Source organism: Pseudonocardia sp. MH-G8 (assembly GCF_002262885.1).
In the GTDB taxonomy this organism is placed as follows: domain Bacteria; phylum Actinomycetota; class Actinomycetes; order Mycobacteriales; family Pseudonocardiaceae; genus Pseudonocardia.
Window position 1 is genome coordinate 74,074 of sequence record NZ_NKYF01000026.1, and the last position, 20,326, is coordinate 94,399.

A 20,326-nucleotide genomic window follows, 5' to 3' on the forward strand; every position below is an offset into this window, starting at 1 on the left:
GTGGTTCCTTGCGGCGTGATCGCCATCCCGGGAACCTCGCCTACTCGCCCGAGCTGCGGGAGTGGATATTCGATCTCGGGCTGGACCTCAAGTTCGACCTGTCGCACCTGCCTGGGATGGGTCGTCCCGGCGACCAGGGGGTACGCCCAGCAGGCGGCCCCCGATCTCTGAAAGGTCCTGCCTGATGTCACGCACGTCCTTCCGCCAGGAACTCGCCCAGCAGTTGCGGATCGACTCGATCCGGGCCAGCGCCGCGGCCGGGTCCGGGCATCCGACCTCATCGATGTCGGCCGCGGATTTGATGGCCGTCCTGATCGACGGACATCTCGCGTGGGACATCGACGATCCGGACGACCCGCGTAACGACCATCTCGTGTTCTCGAAGGGCCACGCCTCGCCGCTGTACTACGCGCTGCTGAAGGCCGCCGGCGGGATCGACGACGACGAGCTGCTGACGTTCCGCCGTTTCGGCAGCCGCCTGGAAGGCCACCCGACCCCGCGCATCCCGCCTACGGACGTCGCTACCGGATCGCTCGGGCAGGGGCTCGCGGTGGCGGTCGGCCTCGCGCTGGCAGGCAAGCGCTTGGACCGGGTTCCGTACCGGGTGTGGGCCCTGTGCGGCGACTCGGAGATGGCCGAGGGCTCGATCTGGGAGGCCTTCCAGCACGCCGCGTGGTCGGAGCTGGACAACCTCGTCGCCATCGTGGACGTCAACCGCCTGGGACAGACCCGCGAGACGATGCTGGGCTGGGACCTGGATGGCTACGCGGCCCGCGCCCGTGCGTTCGGCTGGCACGCCATCACGGTGGACGGCCACGACGTGGACGCCGTCGAGGGCGCGTTCGCCGAGGCCGAGGCCACCGTGGGGCGGCCCACCGTGGTGCTGGCCCGCACGCTCAAGGGCCGCGGTGTCGCCGCCGTGGAGGACCAGCCGGGCAAGCACGGCAAGCCGCTCGAGGACCCGGACGCCGCGATCGCCGAGCTCGGTGGCCCGCGCAGCCTGTCGGTGCAGCTGCGGACGCCGCTGGATCGCCCGCAACCGCGCCCGGCTCCGCACCAGGATGGTGGGCCGCCGCGGTGGGACCTCGGCGAGCAGGTCGCGACCCGGCAGGCCTACGGGAAGGCGCTGGCCGCACTCGGCGCCGCCCGCGGCGACGTTGTCGCGCTCGACGGCGAGGTGTCCAATTCCACCTCGTCGGAGCTGTTCGCCCACGAGCACCCGGAGCGGTACTTCGAGATGTTCATCGCCGAGCAACAGATGATAGCCGCGGCCGTGGGCTTCCAGGCTCGCGGCTGGGTCGCGTTCGCGTCGACGTTCGGGGCGTTCCTGTCGCGGGCCTACGACTTCATCCGGATGGCCGCGGTGTCCCGCGCGGATCTGCGGCTGTGCGGGTCGCACGCCGGGGTGTCGATCGGTGAGGACGGCCCGTCCCAGATGGCGCTGGAGGACATGGCGGCACTGCGCGCCGTGCACGGCAGCGCGGTGCTGCACCCCTCCGACGCCAACCAGGCCGCCCGGCTGGTGTTCGAGATGGCCGACCGGTCCGGTATCTCCTACCTGCGCACGCTCCGCGGGAAGACGCCTGTGCGGACGCCGCCCGAGGAGGACGTGCTCATCGGCGGCAGCCGCGTGGTGCGCACGAGCGTCCGGGACGACGTCACCCTCGTCGCCTGCGGGATCACCGTGGAGGAGGCGGACACAGCGGCCGAGATGCTGGACGCCGACGGCATCCAGGCCCGGGTGCTGGACTGCTACTCGGTCAAGCCGATCGACGTGGACGCGCTCGCCGCGGCGGCCGAGCAGACGGCGGGTCTGGTCACCGTCGAGGACCACCGGCCCGAGGGCGGGCTGGGCGAGGCCGTGCTGAGCGCCCTCGCCGACCGCCCGCGGCGCCCGCCGGTCCGCATCCTTGCCGTCGCCGACATGCCGATCTCCGGTTCCCCGGCCGAACTGCTCCACGCCGCCGGCATCGACGCCGAGGCCATCGCGTCCGCCGCCCGCGACCTCGTACGTTCCCGCGTCCCGGAGCCGGTGGGCGGGCCACGGGAGCCCTGATCCGCGGCTGATGCATCCCGATCAGGAGTGGCTGAACGAGCGGATGCTGGAGCACCGCCGGGTGGCGGTGTCCGGTGTCCTGGACCGCGAGTCATCCAGTCGCATCGCCGCCGCCCTGGTGCGTCTGGACGGCATCGGTGACGAGCCGGTCACGCTGTGGCTGTCGGGCGTGAGCGCCGACCTGGACGCCGCGTTCACCGTGGTGGACACCCTGGAGCAGATGCGCGCGCCGGTGCATGCCACCTGCGTGGGAACGCTCACCGGGGCCGCGATCGCCGTTCTCGCCGTCGCGGATCATCGCGCCGTCGGTTCGCACGCCATCCTGCGACTGTGCGATCCGCCGCCGGACCGGCTCGACGTCGTCGCCGACCTGCCCGCACACGCGCGGCAGCACGCCCGGCAGCTGCAGCGCCTGCACGAGTGCGTCGCGGCCGCGTGCCGACGACCTGTCGACCTCATCAGCCGCGACATGCGCGACGGGCGCCTCCTGGACGCTGATCAGGCCCGCGGCTACGGACTGGTCGACACCGGCGGCAGCTGATCGGGCATCCCGTGCCCCGCCCCGTCGGCCGTTCGCCGGGTGCCCGGATCCGGGATGGTCGGGCGGTGCGCGATCCGGGTAGCCAGGTGCGGACGGAGGAAAGGAGGTCGTTGTGCCGACACCGTTGCAGGAGCTGGCCGAGCACGGTCAGAGCGCTTGGATCGACTACCTGTCCCGCCCCTTCATCGCCGACGGCGAGCTCGCCGGCCTGGTCGGGCAGGGTCTGGCCGGAGTGACCTCGAACCCGACCATCTTCCAGGGTGCGATCGCGGACAGCGACGACTACAGCGAGCAGATGCGCGAGGTTCTGCGTGCCGAGTCGGACGCGAAGGAGATCTTCCTCGCGCTCGCTCGCCGGGACATCCAGGCGGCGTGCGACTTGCTCAGACCGGTGTTCGACCGCGGGGAGGCCACCGCCGGCGGGTGGGTGTCTCTCGAGGTGGACCCGCAGCTGGCCGACGACACGGCCGCCACCATCGAGGAGGCGACCAGGCTGCACAGCCTCATCGATCGACCCAACCTCTTCGTGAAGATCCCGGGCACGGCGGCCGGTCTGCCCGCGATCGAGGAGTGCATCTCCCGCGGAATCCCGATCAACGTCACGCTGCTGTTCTCCCTGGAGCGCCACCGCGCCGCGGCGCAGGCCTACATCCGCGGGCTGCGCCGCTTGCAGGACGCCGGGGGAGACCTGGCTGCAGTGGCCTCCGTTGCGTCGTACTTCGTCTCCCGGGTCGACACCGAGGCGGACCGGCGACTCGACGTGCTCGGCGGTCCCGAGGACCTCAAGGGCACATTGGCGATCGCCAACGCCAAGCTGGCTTACCAGTCCTACCGCCAGCTGTTCAGCGGGCCCGAGTGGGATCGACTGGCGGCTGCCGGCGGTACCGCGCAGCGCTGCCTGTGGGCGTCGACATCGGTGAAGGACCCCGGGTACCGCGACGTGCGGTACGTGGAGGAGCTCGTCGGTCCGCAGACCGTGACCACGATGCCGCCCGGCACCGTGGACGCGTTCCTCGACCACGGACATGTCGAGGACACCCTGGAGAACGACCTCGATGACGCCCACCGCACCTTCGACCGGTTCGCCTCTGCGGGCGTCGACTATGACGATGTCACCGCCACCCTCGAACGTGAAGGGGTGGACAAGTTCGCCGCCTCCTTCCAACAGCTCCTCGAGGGGGTCCGCGACAAGAGTGACCAACTGGCCCGCACATGAGGGACCGCAGGACCGGGACGCTGCCGCCGAGCAGGCGTCACGGCGGCTCCGCTCCGGGCCCTCGCTCGGGTGGACCTTCGTCGAGGTCCTGCTCGAACGCGGGCGAGTCACCCTCTTCCTGGTCCTCTCGCCGGCTGCTCAGGGGGCGACCCAGCACGCGCTCCTCCAGCTGGTCCACCACCTGCTCGGGATCCATGGCGGCGTCGGCCGGCGGAGCGTCCCGGTCGTAATCCGGGCGTTCCGGTTCGCCCATTTCTCGTCCTCCCCCTACTCGGTCCGATTCAGGGCACCACTGTCGAGGGTCCTGACGTCGAGTTGGCATTGCCCGCCCGAATACCCGGCGCACGCCCGATCGACACGGCGCGCCGCGCCCCGTGCGAGGGCGAGCGCCTCCGCCGCGACCGCGCGACGAGGCCGGCACGGCATGCCGACGGTGGCTCAGGGATGGGCAGCGGTGAGCTCGGGTACCCGGAGATCGGATACCGGTGGGTGCGTGAGTGAAGGCGCACTCGACAGCTGCGTCTTGAGGGCAGGATGATGCTCGGACGGATCCGGAAGTTGCTCGAACGCCGGCGCGCCTCGGCGGGGACGGGCGAGTCCGATGTCGTCATCGACCCGCAGGTCGCACGCAGCCGCGCGATCGGCGGTGGCGGGACCGTCGACGCCGACAGCGCCGGCACCACGGGAACCGGCAGGAACGACACTTTCGTCGGTCGAGTCGCAGGTGAGGACCTCGGTTCGACGGGGGAGACCGGCGCCGAGCGGCGTGCTCGAGCGGGCGGTGCCCGCGATCCGACACAGCCTCCCCATCCGCCAGACGACGCCCCGGCGCCGAGGAGGCCCCGGTGAGCGAGCCCGACGTGAACGCCTGAATCGGCTACCGGGCGTGCTCGGTGGCTACTCGTCGTCGGCGTCCTCGCTGCTGTCGTCATCGACCTGCGGGAAGGCGGGTTCGTGGGTGCCGGCGAGATGCGCCTCGGTCGCGTTCGCCGGGTCATCCTGCTCGTCGTTCGGGTTCGGACGGATCTGAGGATTCGACATGGGACTCGGCTACCCGCGAGATCGCTCGCACACCCGGGCGTCGACGGCTGCAAGGCGCCGCAGTCGCCCGCGAGGATCCGGTCGGTCGGAGTCGGGTGCCCGGCAGGCATGCCGAAACGCGTGGACGAGTCGAGGATCGGGGGTCGCCGGTTCCGATAGAGGGTCACGCCGGTGGAGCGGAGTCCGATTGCCCGGTCGTAGTGCGAGCACCGAGTTGCCGCCGACCCGGGACGGGGGAGGCCGGTGCCGATGAGGTAGCTGCAGTGGTCGCGGTTCTTCGGCCGCGCCAGGAGGCCTTCGCGGCCGAGCACGCGTTGCAGTGCGGTTCTGCACCACGGGTTCCTCATGCTGCTGCGCGGCGCGCTCGACGAGCCGAGCGTGGCCGACGACCGTGAGCGCCTCGACGCGCTGCTGGCGTCCATCCCCGCCGCTGCATCGGCTACGAGGGCATCCGCCCGCGCGGCGGCCCGGGGCGGCCGGACGGAGCGTGAGCACTGCTCAGGCGGCCGCACCGCCTCCTTCGTCGAGTCCGAGCGCCGTGGTGAGGCGCCGTCGGAACGCGCTGGAATCTCGGGGATACGCGCGCGCTCGCCGGGTAGCCGAGGGACGTCGCGATCACGACGATGAAGTGATGGAGGTGGGGATCCCGTGGCGTCGACCGAGACCGGACAGGTCACCGGCACCAAGGACAAGGACTACAACCTGATCTGGTTCGCCGAGGCGAGCCTGAGCAATGCGCTGCGCATGGAGGACTACGCGCAGGACGCGGAGCGCGACGGCGACAATGAGCTCGTCGAGTTCTTCCGGCGGGCGCAGAGCGAGAGCAAGAAGGGCGCCGAGCAGGCCAAGCAGCTGCTCGCGCAGCGGCTCGGCAGGGCCTGACGGACGAGGACGCGAGGCGTACCGCCTCGGGCGGTCAGCAGCGCCCCGGGGCTTTCCGGGGGCGCCGACGTCTGTCGGGTGCTGTTCCGGCCCGGTATCGAGCCGGGCCGGAGCTGCGCCAGCGCGGCCGCATTGCGAAGGGAACCGGTGGCGGTGGGGGTGGAACGGGTGGGCGTCGGTGAGCCAGGCCGGGTCGGGCTGGTCGGGGAACACGTCGCAGGAGGTGGTCCTGATGGCGGAGGTCACGAGAGCGCGACGCGCAGGATCCGATCGTCGCCGGCCGCGGGCTCGCCCCGGCCGTCCCGGTTGCTCGTGGTGACCCACAGCGAGCCGTCCGGCGCCGGTTCGGGGGTGCGTAGCCTGCCGTGCGCGTCCTCGAGCGTCGCGACGGGCTCGCCGACGCCCTCGCCGCTGATCGGGATCTGCCAGAGCCGCTCGCCGCGCAGGGCCGCCATGTGGATGACGTCGTCGACGATCGCGATCCCGCTGGGGGAGGCCTCCTCCACCGGCCACTGCGCCGCGGGTTGCACGAACTCCCCGTCGCCGCCTCGGCCCTCAACCTGGGGCCAGCCGTGGTTCCCGCCCGGCTGGACGAGGTTGAGTTCGTCCCACGCGTTCGCGCCGTACTCGCTCGCCCAGAGCCGGTCGCGGGAGTCGAAGGCGAGCCCCTGCACATTGCGGTGGCCGAGGCTGAAGACGAGGGAGCCGGGGAACGGGTTGTCGCCGGGAGGGCGCCCGTCCGGGGTCATCCGCAGGATCTTGCCGGCGAGCGACGCGGGGTCCTGCGCGAGCGGGCCGTCGGTGGCGTCGCCGGTGCCCGCGTAGAGCATCCCGTCGGGGCCGAACTCGAGCGCGCCGCCGTCGTGGTAGACGGCGCTGGGGATGCCGGTGACGAGGAGCTCGCGCGGCCCGAACGCCGTCCCGTCGAACGGCATGCGCTCGATGCGGTTCTCGGTGCTGGTCGAGAAGTAGACGTATGGGCGGTCGCGCTGCTCGCGCTGCTCGTGGTGCGGCCCGCGTCGGTGCTCGTGTCGCTGTGGCGTGCCGGATTGCCGAAGCGCGAGCGCTACGCGGCGGCGTGGTTCGGCCCGAAGGGTTTCGCGTCGGTGGTCTACGGGCTGCTCGCCGTCCAGTCCGGGATCGCGGCTGCCCAGACGGTGTTCGAGCTCGTGGCGCTGACGATCGCGGTGTCGATCGTGGTCCACAGCATGTCCGATGTGCCGGTGGCGCGTGCGTTCGACGTGGAGCCGATTGCCGGGCTTCCCGACGACGCCGATACACCGCGCGCCGCGGGATCCCCGGCCGCGAGCCAGCGCGACGAGCCGGACCGGGAGTGAGGAGGACTCTTGCGGTTCAACGCACGCGGTGCTCCTCGATGTCGGCGTCCCGGACGGTCAGTCCGTGGCCCGGGCGGTCGCGATCAGGGATGAGCACACCTCCCGGCTGTGGCTCGAGCACCCCGTCGAATGCCAGGCGTTCGATGCGCACGTGGTCGTGGAAGTACTCGAGGTGCCGCAGGTGCCAGAGCGCGGTCGCCACGTGTGCGCTCGCCTGCGGCGCGCAATGCAGCGACAGGTCGAGCCCGCGCGCGTCGCACAGGGCGGCCACGCGCACCAGTGCGGTGATCCCGCCGCAGCGGGTGACGTCGGCCTGCAGGCAGTCGACGGCCTGAGCGTCGAGCATGCGGTGGAAGTAGGGCAGGTCGTAGCCGTACTCGCCGGCAGCCACGTCCATCCCGGCGGGGGCGCGATCGCGCACCAGCCGCAGGCCCTCGAGGTCGTCGGAGCTCACCGGCTCCTCGAACCAACCGACGCCGCAGGTGGCGAAGCTCTCGGCCATGGCGAGCGCCTGCTTGCGGGAGTAGGCGCCGTTGGCGTCGACGAACAGGGCGGGGCCCACCCCGAGGGCGTCCCGCGCCGCGCGCACCCGTCGGGTGTCGGCGCGCGGATCGCGCCCGACCTTCATCTTCACCTGGTCGATCCCGGCGTCGGCCCACCCCGCGAGCTGCGCGCACAGACGGTCGACGTCGTAGGAGGTGAAGCCGCCGCTCCCGTACACCGGCACCGCCTCGTGCACGGCACCCACGGCCGTGCACAGCGGCACACCGAGCAGTCGGGCGTGCAGGTCCCACGCCGCGAGGTCCACGGCCGAGACCGCGTCGGCGACCAGGCCCGGGCGACCCAGGTTGCGCACCGCGTGGTGCATCGCCGCCCACGTCGCGGCCGGGGTCGTCGCGTCCCGGCCGCGGACGACGTCGGCCAGTGACCCGGACACGACCTCGGCCGCCGCCGCACCGGCGTAGGTGTAGCCGATCCCCGTGCGGCCGCCAGCCTGTAGGCGGACCAGCACCATCGTGGTCGAGTCCCAGGTCAGGGTCCCGTCCGACTCGGGTGCATCGGTCGGGAACGTGTAGGCAGCGACCTCGACGTCCTCGATCGCCGGCTGATGATCTGCTCGTTGAGGCTCGGTCATCGCCGCGCCGCCCCGGCCAGTACGGCGGCCACACCCGACGCGGCCGCCACCGCGATCGCGCTGGCGCCGGCCAGGGCGGCGGCCCGCGCCACGGCCGACGGGGGCGTCGGCCGGGGTGCGATGCTGTGCTCGGGCGGCGTCACGCGGTCGGTCCCGCCGTCGCCCAGTGCATCACGCCCGGCCGCCGCGAGCAGCTCCGCCAGATGCACGCCACCCCTGCCGCCGCTGTCCAGCTGCTCCACCTGCGTGCGGCAGCTGAACCCGTCCGCGAGCACCACGGAGCGGCTGTCGGCGTCCCGGACACGGGGCAGCAGCACCTGCTCGGCGCAGTCGCGGCTGACCTCGAAGTGCCCGGGCTGGAACCCGAAGTTCCCGGCGAGCCCGCAGCAGCCCGACTCCAGGTGCTCGGCGTCGGCACCCATGTCGCGCAGCAGCGCCATGTCCGTCTCGTAACCCATGACGGCGTGGTGGTGGCAGTGCGCCTGGGCAAGCACCTCCCGCTCCAGCCGCGGCGGCGTCCAACCGTCGGTGTGCTCGCGCAGCAGCTCGGCGAGGGTCACCGTGTGGTCGCGCAGGCGCAACGCGTCGTGGTCGTCGGGGAACAGCTCGGCCATGTCCGCCCGGAACACCGCCGTGCAGCTCGGTTCCAGCCCGACGACCAGGCCGCCCGCCCTCACGTGTTCGGCGAGCGCGTCGATGGTGCGGCGCAGCACCCGCCGGGCCACGTCCAGCTGTCCGGTGGAGATCCAGGTGAGCCCGCAGCACAGCGCCTGCCGGGGCATGCGAACCCGCCAGCCGGCGTCCTCGAGCACCTCGACGGCGGCCCGGGCGATGTGCGGGTGGAAGTGCGCGGTGAACGTGTCGGGCCACAGCAGCACCTCACCGCGATGCCCGTCGCCGCGGGGGCGCCGGCCCGCGAACCACTGCTGCAGCGTCTCCTCGGCGAACAGCGGCACCGAGCGTCGCCGCTCCACCCCGGCCACCCAGGTCGCCACCCGGGAGAGCCCCGGTGCCTGCGTCAGCGCATTGACCACCCGACCCAGCCGCAGCCGGCCCACGGCCTGCGCGAGCACGGGCAGGAAACCCATCGCGTAGTCCGCACGCGGCCGCAGCCTGCCCTTCCAGTAGTGCGAGAGGAACTCCGCCTTGTAGGTCGCCATGTCGACCTCGACCGGGCAGTCCTTCTTGCAGCCCTTGCATGCCAGGCACAGGTCCAGGGCTTCGAACACGGCATCCGAGCGCCAGCCGTCGGTGATCGGCCCGTCGCCGTGGCCGTCGAGCATCTCGAACAGCAGCCGGGCCCGCCCCCGGGTGGAGTGCTCCTCCTCGTGCAGCACCTGGAACGACGGGCACATGACCGTGCCGCCCTCATGGGAGTGCTGGCGGCACTTGCCCACGCCGACGCAGCGGTTGGCCGCCTTCACGAACGAGCCCTCGTCGTGCGGGAACGCGAAGTGCAGGTCGTGCGAGGGCCGGGGGTGCCAGTCCGCACCGAGGCGCAGGTTCGTGTCCAGCGGGAAGGGGTCGACGACCTTGCCCGGGTTCATCAGCCCGTCCGGGTCGAACGCGACCTTGAACCGGCGGAACGCCGTGACGAGCTCGTCGCCGAACATCGTGGTGAGCAGCTCGCCGCGCTGCTGGCCGTCGCCGTGCTCGCCCGACAGGCTCCCGCCGTAGTCCTTGATCATCCGGGCGGCGCGCTCGAGGAAGGCCCGGTAGGCGGCGACGCCCTCGGCGTCGTAGAGGTCGAAGGGCACCCGGCTGTGCACGCATCCCTGCCCGAAGTGGCCGTACACACTCGCCATCTCGTAGCCGAACTCGCGGTAGAGCGCCTCCAGGTCCCGCAGGTAGTCGCCGAGCCGCTCCGGCGCGACGGCCGAGTCCTCCCACCCGGGGAACGTCTCGGGCTCGCCGGGTACATGCGCGGTGGCTCCGAGGCCCGACTCCCTCACGGCCCACAGCTCCGCCTGCCGCTCGGATTCGCAGAAGGTCGTGGCGGATGGGGCGTCACTGCCGTCGCCGAGGGCGTCCACCAGCCGCTGGGCGGCGGCATCGGACTCCTCCTTGGTATCGGCGCCGAACTGCGCGAGCAGCCACCCCCCGCCCTCGGGCAACCACTCGAGCGCCTCGGGGTTCATGTGCTTGCGCTGCTCGAACCCGATGAGCTTGTCGTCCAGGCCCTCCAAGGCGATCGGCCCGTGCGCGACGACGTCGGGCACGGCGTCGGCCGCCCGGTCGATCGAGGGGTAGCCGAGCAGGACCAGCGTGCGGTGCGCGACGACCGGGACGAGCCGCAGCTCGGCGCGCAACACGGTGACGAGCGTCGACTCGGAGCCGACCAGCGCGGCGGCGACGTCGAAGCCGTTTTCGGGCAGCAGCGAGTCGAGGTTGTAGCCGGAGACCCGTCGGGGGATCTGCGGGTAGCCGGTGCGGATGCGGGCCAGGTACTCGTCGCGCAGCTCGCGGAGCCGGCGGTACACCTCGGCGCGCCGCCCACCCGCCGTGACGATCTCGGCGTACTCCTCGTCGGAGGTGCGCCCGCACCAGAACCGCGTGCCGTCGTGGAGCAGTACCTCCAGACGCACGAGGTTGTCGACCACCTTGCCGGTGCGCTGGGCGGTCGCGCCGCACGAGTTGTTGCCGATCATCCCGCCGATCGTGCAGTTGTAGTGGGTCGCAGGCTCGGGCCCGTACTCCAATCCGTAGGGCTGCAGCTCCCGGTTGAGCACATCGAGCACGATCCCCGGCTCCACGACACAGGTGCTTTCGTCGGCGTCGACCGACAGCAGGGCGTCGCAGTACTTCGACCAGTCGATCACGACCCCGTCGTTGCAGCACTCGCCTCCCAGGCTGGTCCCCCCACCGCGGGACAGCACAGCGACCCGGTGCTCGTGGCAGACCGCCACCGCCTCGACCGCGGCCTCGACCGTGCGCGGCACCACGACCCCGATCGGCACCTGCCGGAAGTTGGACGCGTCGGTGGCGTAGGTGCCACGGCTGCCGGCGTCGAACCGGACCTCGCCGTCCACCCGCTCCCGCAGCGCGTCCGCCAGGGCGTCGACGTCCCTGGCCGCTTCCGACGCGGGCGACGAAACAGTCATCAGCATCCTTTCCGAGCGAATCCGGATAACCACGCTGAGCTGCGCGGATGTCGTCGCGATCGGCATACCCCGGCCGGTCCCCGTGCAACGTCACGCGGCGGTCTCGTCAGGTCTTCGTCAGGCGCGAGGGGTGTCGATCCGCGGGTCCGGGGTAGCCGGGTAGCGGAACGAGTTGATGATTGCGAGCAGCGGGAGGCGTGTGCGCGTGGCCGATTCAGTGGGGGACTACGTCCTGCGGCGGTTGCGGGAGTGGGGCGTCGAACAGGTCTTCGCCTACCCCGGCGACGGGATCAACGGCATCGTGTCGTCGTTCGGCGCGGCCGACGACCGACCGCGGTTCATCCAGTCGCGGCACGAGGAGATGTCGGCGTTCGAAGCCGTCGGCTACGCCAAGTTCTCCGGGAAGGTCGGCGTCTGCATGGCGACGTCCGGCCCGGGCGCGATCCACCTGCTCAACGGCCTCTACGACGCGAAGCTCGACCACGTTCCGGTGGTCGCCATCGTGGGGCAGACCGAGCGCAGCGCGATGGGCGGGTCCTACCAGCAGGAGGTGGACCTGCAGTCGCTGTTCAAGGACGTGGCCAGCGAGTACCTGGTCGAGGTCAACGTCTCTGAGCAACTGCCCAACGCGATCGACCGCGCGTTCCGCACGGCGATGACGCGCCGGGCGCCGACGGCGATCATCATTCCGAGCGACCTGCAGACGCAGCCCTATTCGCCTCCGCAGCACGCCTTCAAGCAGGTGCCCTCCAGCGAGCCGGGTCTGGTGGCGCCGACGCTGGTGCCGGCGGAAGCCGAAATCGCCCGGGCGGCGGAGGTGCTCAACGCGGGGGAGAAGGTGGCGATCCTGGTCGGCCAGGGCGCCCGCACGGCCGCCACCGAGGTCGAGCAGGTCGCCGACGTGCTGGGTGCCGGGGTGGCCAAGGCCCTGCTGGGCAAGGATGTGCTGCCCGACGACCTGCCGTTCGTCACCGGGTCGATCGGTCTGCTCGGCACCCGCCCCAGCTACGAGCTGATGCGCGACTGCGACACGCTGCTGATCGTCGGATCCAACTTCCCGTACACGCAGTTCATGCCGGAGTTCGGGCAGGCGCGGGCGGTGCAGATCGACATCGACGGCACATTGATCGGCATGCGGTATCCGACCGAGGTGAACCTCGTCGGCGACGCGAAGGCGACGCTGCAGGCGCTGCTGCCGCGCCTCTCCGGGCCGACCGATCGCGCGTGGCGGGAGACGATCGAGGAGAACGTCACCGGCTGGTGGGACACCATGCAGCGCGAGGCGATGGTCGACGCGGACCCGGTGAACCCGATGCGGATCGTGTGGGAGCTGTCCGAGCGTATCCCGCACCACGCGATCGTCACCTCGGACTCGGGGTCCGCGGCCAACTGGTACGCCCGCCATCTGCGGATCCGCGGCGACATCAGAGGATCGCTGTCGGGGACGCTCGCCACGATGGGCCCGGCGGTGCCGTACGCGATCGGGGCGAAGTTCGCCCACCCGGACCGGCCGGCGATCGCGATCACCGGCGATGGCGCGATGCAGATGAACGGCATGGCCGAGCTGCTGACGATCGCCCGCTACGCCGACCGCTGGTCCGACCGCCGGTGCATCATCTGCGTGCTGCACAACAACGACCTCAACCAGGTCACCTGGGAGCTGCGGGCCATGGGCGGGGCTCCGAAGTTCGAGGAGTCGCAGAGCCTGCCTGACGTCTCCTACGCCGACTTCGCCCGCGGCCTCGGCTTCGAGGCGATCACCGTCAGGTCCCCGGACGAGCTCGGACCGGCCTGGGACCGGGTGCTGGCCGCCGACCGGCCGGCGGTCCTGGACGTGTACTGCGACCCCGAGGTGCCGCCGATCCCGCCGCACGCCACGTTCGAGCAGGCCAAATCGGCTGCGCAGGCGGTGCTCAAGGGTGACCCGGACGCGTTCCACCTCGTCGCTCAAGGGATCAAGACCAAGCTGCAGGAAGCGCTGCCCGGACGCAAGGGCTGAAGGCCCGGCGCCGATCAGGGAGGACCGATGAGGAGCAGACTACTGCACGAGGTGGCCGGGCTGCGCACGTTCGTCGTGGTGATGGACAAGGGCGACGATGCCGCCGAGGAGCTCGCGCGGTTCGCCCGCGACAACGCCGTGACCGGCGCCGGGCTCACCGCGGTGGGCGCGTGCCGCGAGGCGACGCTCGCGTACTTCGACCGCGAGGAGATGACCTACCAGGACATCCCGGTGACCGAACAGGCAGAGGTGCTGTCGATGCTGGGCGACATCGCTGTGCAGCCGGGACGGTCGGGTTCGGGGCAGGACGAGCCGGCTTTGCACGTGCACGCGGTGCTGGGGCTGCGCGACGGCTCCACCGTCGGCGGTCACGTCCGCCGCGCCGTCGTCTGGCCGACGCTCGAGGTGGTGGTCACCGAGTCGCCCGCGCACCTGCGCAAGCGGGTCGACGAGGAGACGGGCCTCGCGCTCATCCGCCTCGACGTCAGCTGAGGTCGTTCACGAGAGTGTGACGCGCAGGAGGTTCCCGGCTCCTGCAGCCCCGGCCCCGCACACGTGCGGGCCCGGCGGACGCGGACCCGCTGACTGGTCGCGAGCGTCCTGCTGTGCGGTCGCCCGCGCCGGATCTGCCGCCCGCCGTTTCGACGAGGCTCCGGACCAGCTCGGCGGCGCGCGCAGCAGGGCCCAGCGCAGCCGCCTCCGCGACCGGTCGCTGCGGAACAGCAGCTCCGGCTCTGCTCACCCGGTCGGTGCGGTCACCCGGCGCCCGCGCCGGCGGTCCCGGTTCCCGGGGTCGGGGTAGTCGAGGTCGCGCCCGTTGTCGCGGCCCGCGCGTCGGCGCGCAGCCCGTCGACGGCCTGCTCGGGCACGAGCGGCAATGCCCGCCGGAGCTCCTCCACGCCGGCCCCAGCCAGCATGCCGGCGGCGCCGCCGTAGAGCGCGGTCGCGAACGCCGCGGCCATCGTCGGCGGCAGGACCTTCTCGAGCATCCGCGTCAGAACGGCAGCGGACGTGCCGGCGGCGAGCGCCCCGAACACGGCGGCGCCGCCGAGCATGGCCGCTCCCTTCGCAGCCACGCGCGCCTTGCCGGTCAGCTCCGTCTGTGCGTTGCGCAACTCCTGCTGTACTAGCGCGCGCACGTCGTCCGTGAGCGCGCGCAGCAGCTCGTTGCTGGACGCATCGGAGCCGCCCGGCCCGTCGGCCCCGGGGGAAGTGGTCGAGCGTGACGTCGTCATGGAGATCGCCCTTCTTGCAGGTGTTCTGTCCTACGCCACCTGGTTCCCCGCCGAAGTCGTCGACGAACCCGCACATCGCACCGCGCTCACCCTGCCGGTGCGGTGCGTCCCGGCGCCCGACGATCACGTGCCGGGGGGCGGTGCTGCTGGTCTCCGGGTGGACCTCGTTCGAGCTGGTGCAGAAGGCTGCGATGGCCGGGATGCCCGCGGTGTCGGCTCCGCCGGTGGGGACGGACTCAACGGACGGCAGCCATCGCCCCGCTCAGCAGCCGCCGGCGCGCGATGCCCGAAAGGCCGTGGTCACGGAGCGCGGACCTGGCGGCAAGCCAGCCGCATACCCCGTGCACCCCGCCGCCCGGGTGCGCCGCCGCACTGGCGAGGTACAGGCCCGCGATGGGAGTTGCGGGGCGCCCGAGTCCAGGGACGGGGCGGAAGACGAGCTGCTGGAACAGCTGGGCGGTGCCGCCGTTGACCGCGCCCTGCCCGAGGTTAGGGTCCGACGCCTGCAGATCGGACGGACGCTGCACGTCGCGGTGCAGCACCCGGTCGCCGAACCCCGGCGCGAACTCCTCGAGCACCCGCTCCGCGCGCCGGGCCAGCTCGTCCGCCGACTCGTCGTCGGCCATCCCGCGGGGTAGGTGGGTGTAGGCCCACGCGCTCTCGGTCCCGGCAGGGGACCGGCTCGCGTCGGCCGTGGTCATCTGGCCGAGGAGCAGGAACGGTGATTCCGGCAGCCGGCGCGACTCGAGGTCGGCAGACCACCGCACCAGCTCGAGTTCCCCGGCCCCCAGATGCACCGTGCCGGCTCCGGCCACGTCCTGCGCGCGCCATGGCACGGGCCCGTCGAGGGCCCAGTTGACTTTGACGATCGGTGTGTCCCAGGCGAACCGGGCCATGTCGGCCCGTACCCGTGTGGGCACGGCCGAGTCGGGGAGCAGCTCCCCGTAGAGGCTGGGCGCCGAGACGTCGGCGAGCACGGCGCGCCGCGCGTACACGGTGCGGCCACCCGCGGTGCGGACCGCGACAGCTCGGCCGTCCTGCACGTCGATACGTTCCACGCGTTGACCGGTGCAGATCTGCGCACCCGCCGCCGTGGCGCGCCGCTCAAGGGCGGCGCTCAGCTCACCGGAGCCGCCGACCGGTACGGGAAAGCCGTAGCGCTGGCCGAGCATGGCGAGCAACCAGCCGAACGCGCCGCTGACCGGAGACGTCATCGGCACGTCGGCGTGCACGGCGTTCCCCGCGAGCAGCAGCCGGGCGGCCTCGCCGCTGAAGAGCTCCTCACCCATCCGCTTCGCGGGGAGGGTGAGGAAGCGGGCGAGCCGCAGCGCTGCCCGGCTCCCGATCCGCGTCAGCAGCTGCACCGGGCCGCGCACGGGTGGGAACGCGCTGAACAGCGATCGCAGGAGGGGCTCTTCGATGTCGTCCCACTGGCGGCACAGCTCCAGCCACGCCGGCCCGTCAGCCGGATGGGAAGCACTCAGCCCGGCGGCGGTGCGTTCCCGGTCCGTGTGCAGAACGGCCGCCTCTGCATGGTCGGGCCGCAGGGGGTGGGCGAGCACACTCGGCGCCCGGGTCCAGCGCAGGCCATGGCGCTCGAGCTCGAGCGCGCGCAGGATCGGGGAGGCCTGCGCGAGCGGGTAGAACGCGCTGTAGAGGTCGGCGGTGAAGCCCGGGTGGATCACGGCGGACCGGACCGCGCCCCCGACCGTGTCGGCGCCCTCGAGCAGACAGACGTCCCAGCCGGCATCGGCCAGCACAGCAGCCGCGACGAGGCCGTGGTGCCCTCCGCCGACGACGACGGCGTCCGCGGCGCTGCTCGTCACGATCGGCCGAGGTGCGTCACGGCGTTCACAGCGGCCGTGCCGGCCACTGTGGCCAGGACTCTGCGGATCACATCTCCTCGCACAACTCCGGCGTACCCCGCATCCTTCGCCTGGAACCCGGCTCTCCGGGCGGGCGCTGCATGCGTCGTGAGCGTGCCTGATCGTCAGGTGTCGCCCGTCGTCCGCTCCGCCGCTGGATCTGACGCCGTCGTGCAAATTTCCGGGGGCGCGGCCCGCGGCGAACAGCAGTCGCCACCGCTCCGGGCCGGCCGCCGATCGTCGTCCCGATCCACCGCACCGCTGAAGACCGCGATTGATCAGGCGACGGTGACCTGGTCCCGCGCGGCCCCATGGCGGGTGACGAGTGACGGGAGGGTGACGACGAGCAGCATCGCGGTCGTCCCACAGTCCAGTACCTGGCCGGCACCGAACCGCTCAGGAGGAGCGGCGCGTGTCAGGGCGCATGGGCCGGGTAGAGGGGCAGCGCGGACGTAGCTGAGATCAATGGCGTGTTGGCGAGGATAGGGGTCACTGTGAGGCATCGACACGACCGACGCACAGCTCCTCGAGATCGGGCGCCGACCGACGCGCGCGCAGTGATACCCGACTGGACCGCGGGCTTGACGTGATGGAGGTTCTGCTCGGTCCGTGGCCGATCACGGTCAGCGTCGTGGTGTTCGTTGTCGGGGCAATGGCGACCGTCACAGGTGTGATCCGCATGGCGTCTCTCGGGGACACGCTCGCCGACCGCACCGGCTGGGGCGAGGCCCTGTTCGGGGCGGTGTTCTTCGGCGCCGCCAGCTCCCTGTCCGGCATCGTCATCACCGCGGTCGCTGCGGCCGGCGACAACGCGGCGTTGGCATACAGCAATGCCGTCGGTGGCATCGCGGCGCAAACCCTCGCCGTCGCCGTCGCCGACCTGTTCTACCGGCGGGGCAACCTCGAGCACGCCGCAGCGTCCCTGTCGAACATCCTGTTCGGCTGCCTGCTCCTCGCGCTACTGACGCTCATCGTGCTCGCCGCGTACCTGCCCCCGGTCACCGTCTGGGCCATCCATCCCATGTCCGTCGTACTCGTCGCCGTGTACGTCGGCGGCCTGTGGCTCATCCAGCGCAATGGCGCCCGACCGATGTGGGAAGCCGTACGCACCCGTGCCACGCTGGTCGACGAACCCGCTGGTGACGATGGGGTCCGATCGTCAACTCGAGTAGTCTGGGCCCAGTTCGTCGTCATCGGTGTGGGCGTGAGCACCGGCGGCGCGGCCCTCGCACTCGCTTCCGAAGGAATCATCAACGCGACCGGCCTCACCGCTGGCTTCGTCGGCGCCATCCTGCTCGGGGTCGTCAACGCCTTGCCCGAGACCGTCACAGCGATCACCGCCGTCCGACGCGGCGCCCTCACCCTCGCCATTGGCGCGATCCTCGGTGGGAACTCGTTCGATGCGCTCAACGTCGCGATCGGCGACACCTTCTACCGCAGCGGGTCGCTCTATCACCAAGCCGGCCCCGACGAGCTGTTCCTCACCTTGGCCAGCGCCCTCATGACCGTCATCGTTGTCGCAGGCCTCCTCGTTCGCCAAACCCGCGGGCCCGGCCGCGTCGGATTCGAAGGCATCGCATTGATCATCACCTATGTCGCCATCGTCGGCGTACTCAGCGTCTGAGGCAGCATTCGGCTCAACCAAGGTGGTCTGCGGGCGTTGCTGATCACGAGAGGACCTGGACGCGAGCGCGTTCAAGCAGCAGATTATCGTGTCGGCCCTGCTCGTGGGCGCCATCGTCGGCGCCGTGCTATCGGGCTACCGCGCCGATCGGATCAGCCGCAGGGGCAGCGGGACGACCGGGCCGTAGGTACGGGACTAGCTGTCGCGGACCAGTGTGAGGATGGGGCGGTCGTCGATGTGGCCGAGCCGCGAACGCAGTGTCTTGATCGGCCACGCCAGCTCGTCGGCGAGTTGCGCAAGTGTGAGGCCGTGTTGTTCAGCGAGGTCGAACGCACTGCGCAGCAGAGTGGGCGTTTCGCCCGGGTAGGCGGTGATGGACTCCGGGCGCAGCAGTCCGGCGGTCTTGAGTTGCTGAATTCGCTGATAGGCGCGGCGTGCAGAGATGTCGGTGGTGGTCCCTAGCTCCCGAGTACGCCGGACGAGGGAGTCCAGCGCAACGCCCCACCGGCGGGAGACGAGTTCGAGCGCGGGGACGCGTAGGCGTGTGGGAAGCTCGGGGCCGATCTCGGTCGCGGGAGTGAGGAGTTCGGCGGCGAAGCGGTCGGCCTCGCGTTCCTGTTCGATGTCGCCGGGGTTGGCGTCGGTGTGCAGGAGCAGGTGCCCGAGTTCGTGGGCGGCGGTGAACCGGTGGCGGTAAACGTCGTTTGCCCGATCGGGGGTGAGGATCACCAGCGGGCGCGGAAGCCGGGAGGTGGAGAAGGCGTCGACGCGCGCAACTTCGTCGCTGCTGGCGAAGGGCAGCAGGGCGACGATGATGCCGTGCATCTCCATGGTGCGTACGAGGTGGCGAAGGGGTCCCGGCCCGATGTGCCAGTGCCGCCGCAGCTGCTGGGCGGCAACTTCGGGTGCGACGGAAACCGCGCCGGTCTGGCTGTCGAGGTCGGGGAGATCGACCGGGGGCAGTTCGACGCGCATCTCGAGCGCGTGGGCCAGTTCCCACAGCTGCTCGACGAAAGCGGCGGCCTTTGCCCGTTGCCCGACTCGGGTGCTGCGCAGGCTCCGAAAGTGCGCCATCGACGCATCGAGACGGGCGTGGGGCCGCCCGGTGGCGAAGAACGCCACCGGGACGCCGAGCACTCGGGCCAATGCATCGAGGTGATCTGCGCGGGGCGTGATGATCCCGGCCTCGTACTGACCCACTGCGGCGGCGGAAACCTGTAGGTCCTCGGCGAGGGCTTGTTTGGTCTTGCCTGTGAGCACCCGGGCCTGGGTCAGGCGCGCCGGGTCGAAGGCGTCGGCGACGGCACCCGCGGCGACGGACTCGAACAGCGAGGGCTGACGGAGCTGGATGGTTACTGGCTTCCGGTTGTGCGTTCGGTTTTGGTCGGTCACGGCGCCTCGGACTTACCGGTCTGGCGAGGACGCAGGATCGGCTGCGCAACCAGCCCGCTGTCGAACGCATCCTCGACCGCTGCGGAAGCGGTCCGCACCCCGGCAACCGCGGGGGGCGCGACCGCCGAAGCGGAGATGGCCGGGAGCTGCAGCTCCTCGCGGAACGCCCAGACCAGCCGGTCGTCTTCCCCGAGGTCGGCATAGCCGAGATGACCACGCAGCAGGGCGTCGGGGGTGCTCGCATAGCCCAGCACCGCAATCCGGTGTCCGTCTGACGTCAACGTACGGATCACGTCGAGATAGCCACCGAGCTCCTGCTGCTCTTCGTCGGCCAGCGCAGCAACGACCTCTTCGCCCAGTCCGGTCTCCCCGAGCTCGAGATCCAGCTCCAGGGGAAGGTCCACGGGGGTGAACAGCGAGCGCCGGGTGTCAGAGACCGGGTGCCCGAACGGCACGTCGGCGATGTCGGTAGCGCGGTCCTTGGCGTAGCGCCATGCGACCAGCGGTACCCCGTTGATCACCGGAACCTCGTACGGCGCACCCTTTGGACGATGCGGTCGCACTCCCGCAACCCTGTCGAGTTCGCGGACCAGCGCGCGAGGCACGGCCAGCCACATCAGCCCGTAGACAGCAGCGGTGCCCAGGTCGAGCTCGATGTGCTTAGCGGCGAGGGCATTGTGAGCTGCGGTGAGCACCTGAGGTGCGACCGCGCGCACATGTGGGCCTGCCTCGCCAAACATCTGCCGAGACCAGGCGACGCCTTCAACGTCGGCCATGCAGCGCGCCTCCTAGATTCAACTTCCCTACGGCGAAGCTATCAGAGACTTCAGATTCTCCCCGAGACGACACGCCTGAGGCCTCGGCCTCCTCGTATCAGTGACTCCCCGACGACTGCTTCCTGC

17 protein-coding genes and 1 pseudogene are annotated in these 20,326 nt (G+C 71.4%); 9 read left to right on the top strand and 9 right to left on the bottom strand.

Going from position 1 to position 20,326, the window contains the following annotated elements:
* Positions 1 to 184 precede the first annotated feature (184 nt).
* The 3 genes from CFP66_RS37020 (at position 185) to tal (ending at position 3,813) form a co-directional block, all read left to right on the top strand.
* The gene (locus tag CFP66_RS37020; RefSeq protein WP_094930016.1) at positions 185 to 2,056 is read left to right on the top strand and encodes a transketolase; all 1,872 of its coding nucleotides are present in this window, start codon (positions 185 to 187) and stop codon (positions 2,054 to 2,056) included.
* 10 nt (positions 2,057 to 2,066) lie between these two features.
* Positions 2,067 to 2,597 (top strand): ATP-dependent Clp protease proteolytic subunit, encoded by a 531-nt coding sequence (locus CFP66_RS37025; protein ID WP_094930017.1) that lies wholly within the window; start codon positions 2,067 to 2,069, stop codon positions 2,595 to 2,597.
* A 112-nt stretch (positions 2,598 to 2,709) separates the two neighbouring features.
* Positions 2,710 to 3,813: a transaldolase gene (tal, locus tag CFP66_RS37030; RefSeq protein WP_198961923.1), complete on the top strand. Its 1,104-nt coding sequence runs from the start codon at positions 2,710 to 2,712 to the stop codon at positions 3,811 to 3,813.
* Positions 3,814 to 3,850: 37 nt separating this feature from the next.
* Here tal and CFP66_RS37035 read toward each other — a convergent pair whose 3' ends face one another.
* Positions 3,851 to 4,066 (bottom strand): hypothetical protein, encoded by a 216-nt coding sequence (locus CFP66_RS37035; RefSeq protein ID WP_094930018.1) that lies wholly within the window; start codon positions 4,064 to 4,066, stop codon positions 3,851 to 3,853.
* A 644-nt stretch (positions 4,067 to 4,710) separates the two neighbouring features.
* Complete coding sequence (locus CFP66_RS48210; RefSeq protein WP_158228348.1) at positions 4,711 to 4,854, bottom strand: hypothetical protein; 144 nt, start codon at positions 4,852 to 4,854, stop codon at positions 4,711 to 4,713.
* A 648-nt stretch (positions 4,855 to 5,502) separates the two neighbouring features.
* Here CFP66_RS48210 and CFP66_RS37045 point away from each other — a divergent pair.
* Positions 5,503 to 5,736 (top strand): hypothetical protein, encoded by a 234-nt coding sequence (locus CFP66_RS37045; protein WP_094930019.1) that lies wholly within the window; start codon positions 5,503 to 5,505, stop codon positions 5,734 to 5,736.
* A gap of 242 nt (positions 5,737 to 5,978) precedes the next feature.
* Here the strand turns inward: CFP66_RS37045 and CFP66_RS48725 are convergent, their stop codons facing one another.
* Positions 5,979 to 6,680: a sorbosone dehydrogenase family protein gene (locus tag CFP66_RS48725; protein ID WP_255413922.1), complete on the bottom strand. Its 702-nt coding sequence runs from the start codon at positions 6,678 to 6,680 to the stop codon at positions 5,979 to 5,981.
* Between CFP66_RS48725 and CFP66_RS48730 the strand changes: the two genes are divergently transcribed.
* The gene (locus CFP66_RS48730) at positions 6,600 to 7,073 is read left to right on the top strand and encodes a cation:proton antiporter (protein WP_198961924.1); all 474 of its coding nucleotides are present in this window, start codon (positions 6,600 to 6,602) and stop codon (positions 7,071 to 7,073) included. The genes CFP66_RS48725 and CFP66_RS48730 overlap by 81 nt on opposite strands.
* Before the next feature lie 16 nt (positions 7,074 to 7,089).
* On the opposite strand, the gene CFP66_RS37060 is transcribed toward CFP66_RS48730, so the two are convergent.
* Positions 7,090 to 8,208 carry an enolase C-terminal domain-like protein gene (locus CFP66_RS37060; RefSeq protein WP_094930022.1) on the bottom strand — a complete coding sequence of 373 codons (1,119 nt, stop codon included), beginning with the start codon at positions 8,206 to 8,208 and terminating at the stop codon, positions 7,090 to 7,092.
* Positions 8,205 to 11,309, bottom strand: a complete 3,105-nt coding sequence (locus CFP66_RS37065) for an FAD-binding and (Fe-S)-binding domain-containing protein (protein ID WP_233160024.1) — start codon at positions 11,307 to 11,309, stop codon at positions 8,205 to 8,207. Before CFP66_RS37065 ends, CFP66_RS37060 begins: the two co-directional genes overlap by 4 nt.
* Before the next feature lie 205 nt (positions 11,310 to 11,514).
* Between CFP66_RS37065 and CFP66_RS37070 the strand changes: the two genes are divergently transcribed.
* Together CFP66_RS37070 and CFP66_RS37075 are read left to right on the top strand one after the other, a co-directional pair.
* Positions 11,515 to 13,308, top strand: a complete 1,794-nt coding sequence (locus tag CFP66_RS37070; protein WP_094930082.1) for a thiamine pyrophosphate-requiring protein — start codon at positions 11,515 to 11,517, stop codon at positions 13,306 to 13,308.
* A 27-nt stretch (positions 13,309 to 13,335) separates the two neighbouring features.
* A complete protein-coding gene (locus CFP66_RS37075; protein WP_094930024.1) occupies positions 13,336 to 13,800 on the top strand; it encodes a PPC domain-containing DNA-binding protein in 465 nt (154 codons plus the stop codon).
* Between the two features lie 263 nt (positions 13,801 to 14,063).
* On the opposite strand, the gene CFP66_RS37080 is transcribed toward CFP66_RS37075, so the two are convergent.
* Entirely contained in the window at positions 14,064 to 14,543 is a 480-nt protein-coding gene (locus CFP66_RS37080; protein ID WP_094930025.1) for a phage holin family protein, read from the bottom strand.
* Positions 14,544 to 14,677: 134 nt separating this feature from the next.
* Here CFP66_RS37080 and CFP66_RS49485 point away from each other — a divergent pair.
* A pseudogene (locus tag CFP66_RS49485) lies at positions 14,678 to 14,764 on the top strand (sulfurtransferase FdhD); the annotation flags it as partial.
* Positions 14,765 to 14,779: 15 nt separating this feature from the next.
* On the opposite strand, the gene CFP66_RS37085 reads toward CFP66_RS49485, so the two are convergent.
* Positions 14,780 to 16,369, bottom strand: coding sequence for an NAD(P)/FAD-dependent oxidoreductase (locus tag CFP66_RS37085; protein ID WP_094930026.1), 1,590 nt, complete (start codon positions 16,367 to 16,369; stop codon positions 14,780 to 14,782).
* Between the two features lie 628 nt (positions 16,370 to 16,997).
* Between CFP66_RS37085 and CFP66_RS37090 the strand changes: the two genes are divergently transcribed.
* Positions 16,998 to 18,032 carry a sodium:calcium antiporter gene (locus CFP66_RS37090; RefSeq protein ID WP_198961925.1) on the top strand — a complete coding sequence of 345 codons (1,035 nt, stop codon included), beginning with the start codon at positions 16,998 to 17,000 and terminating at the stop codon, positions 18,030 to 18,032.
* A 195-nt stretch (positions 18,033 to 18,227) separates the two neighbouring features.
* Here the strand turns inward: CFP66_RS37090 and CFP66_RS37095 are convergent, their stop codons facing one another.
* Both CFP66_RS37095 and CFP66_RS37100 read right to left on the bottom strand, forming a co-directional pair.
* Entirely contained in the window at positions 18,228 to 19,424 is a 1,197-nt protein-coding gene (locus CFP66_RS37095; protein WP_233160025.1) for an XRE family transcriptional regulator, read from the bottom strand.
* Positions 19,421 to 20,200, bottom strand: coding sequence for a hypothetical protein (locus CFP66_RS37100; RefSeq protein WP_094930028.1), 780 nt, complete (start codon positions 20,198 to 20,200; stop codon positions 19,421 to 19,423). Before CFP66_RS37100 ends, CFP66_RS37095 begins: the two co-directional genes overlap by 4 nt.
* Positions 20,201 to 20,326: the final 126 nt, after the last annotated feature.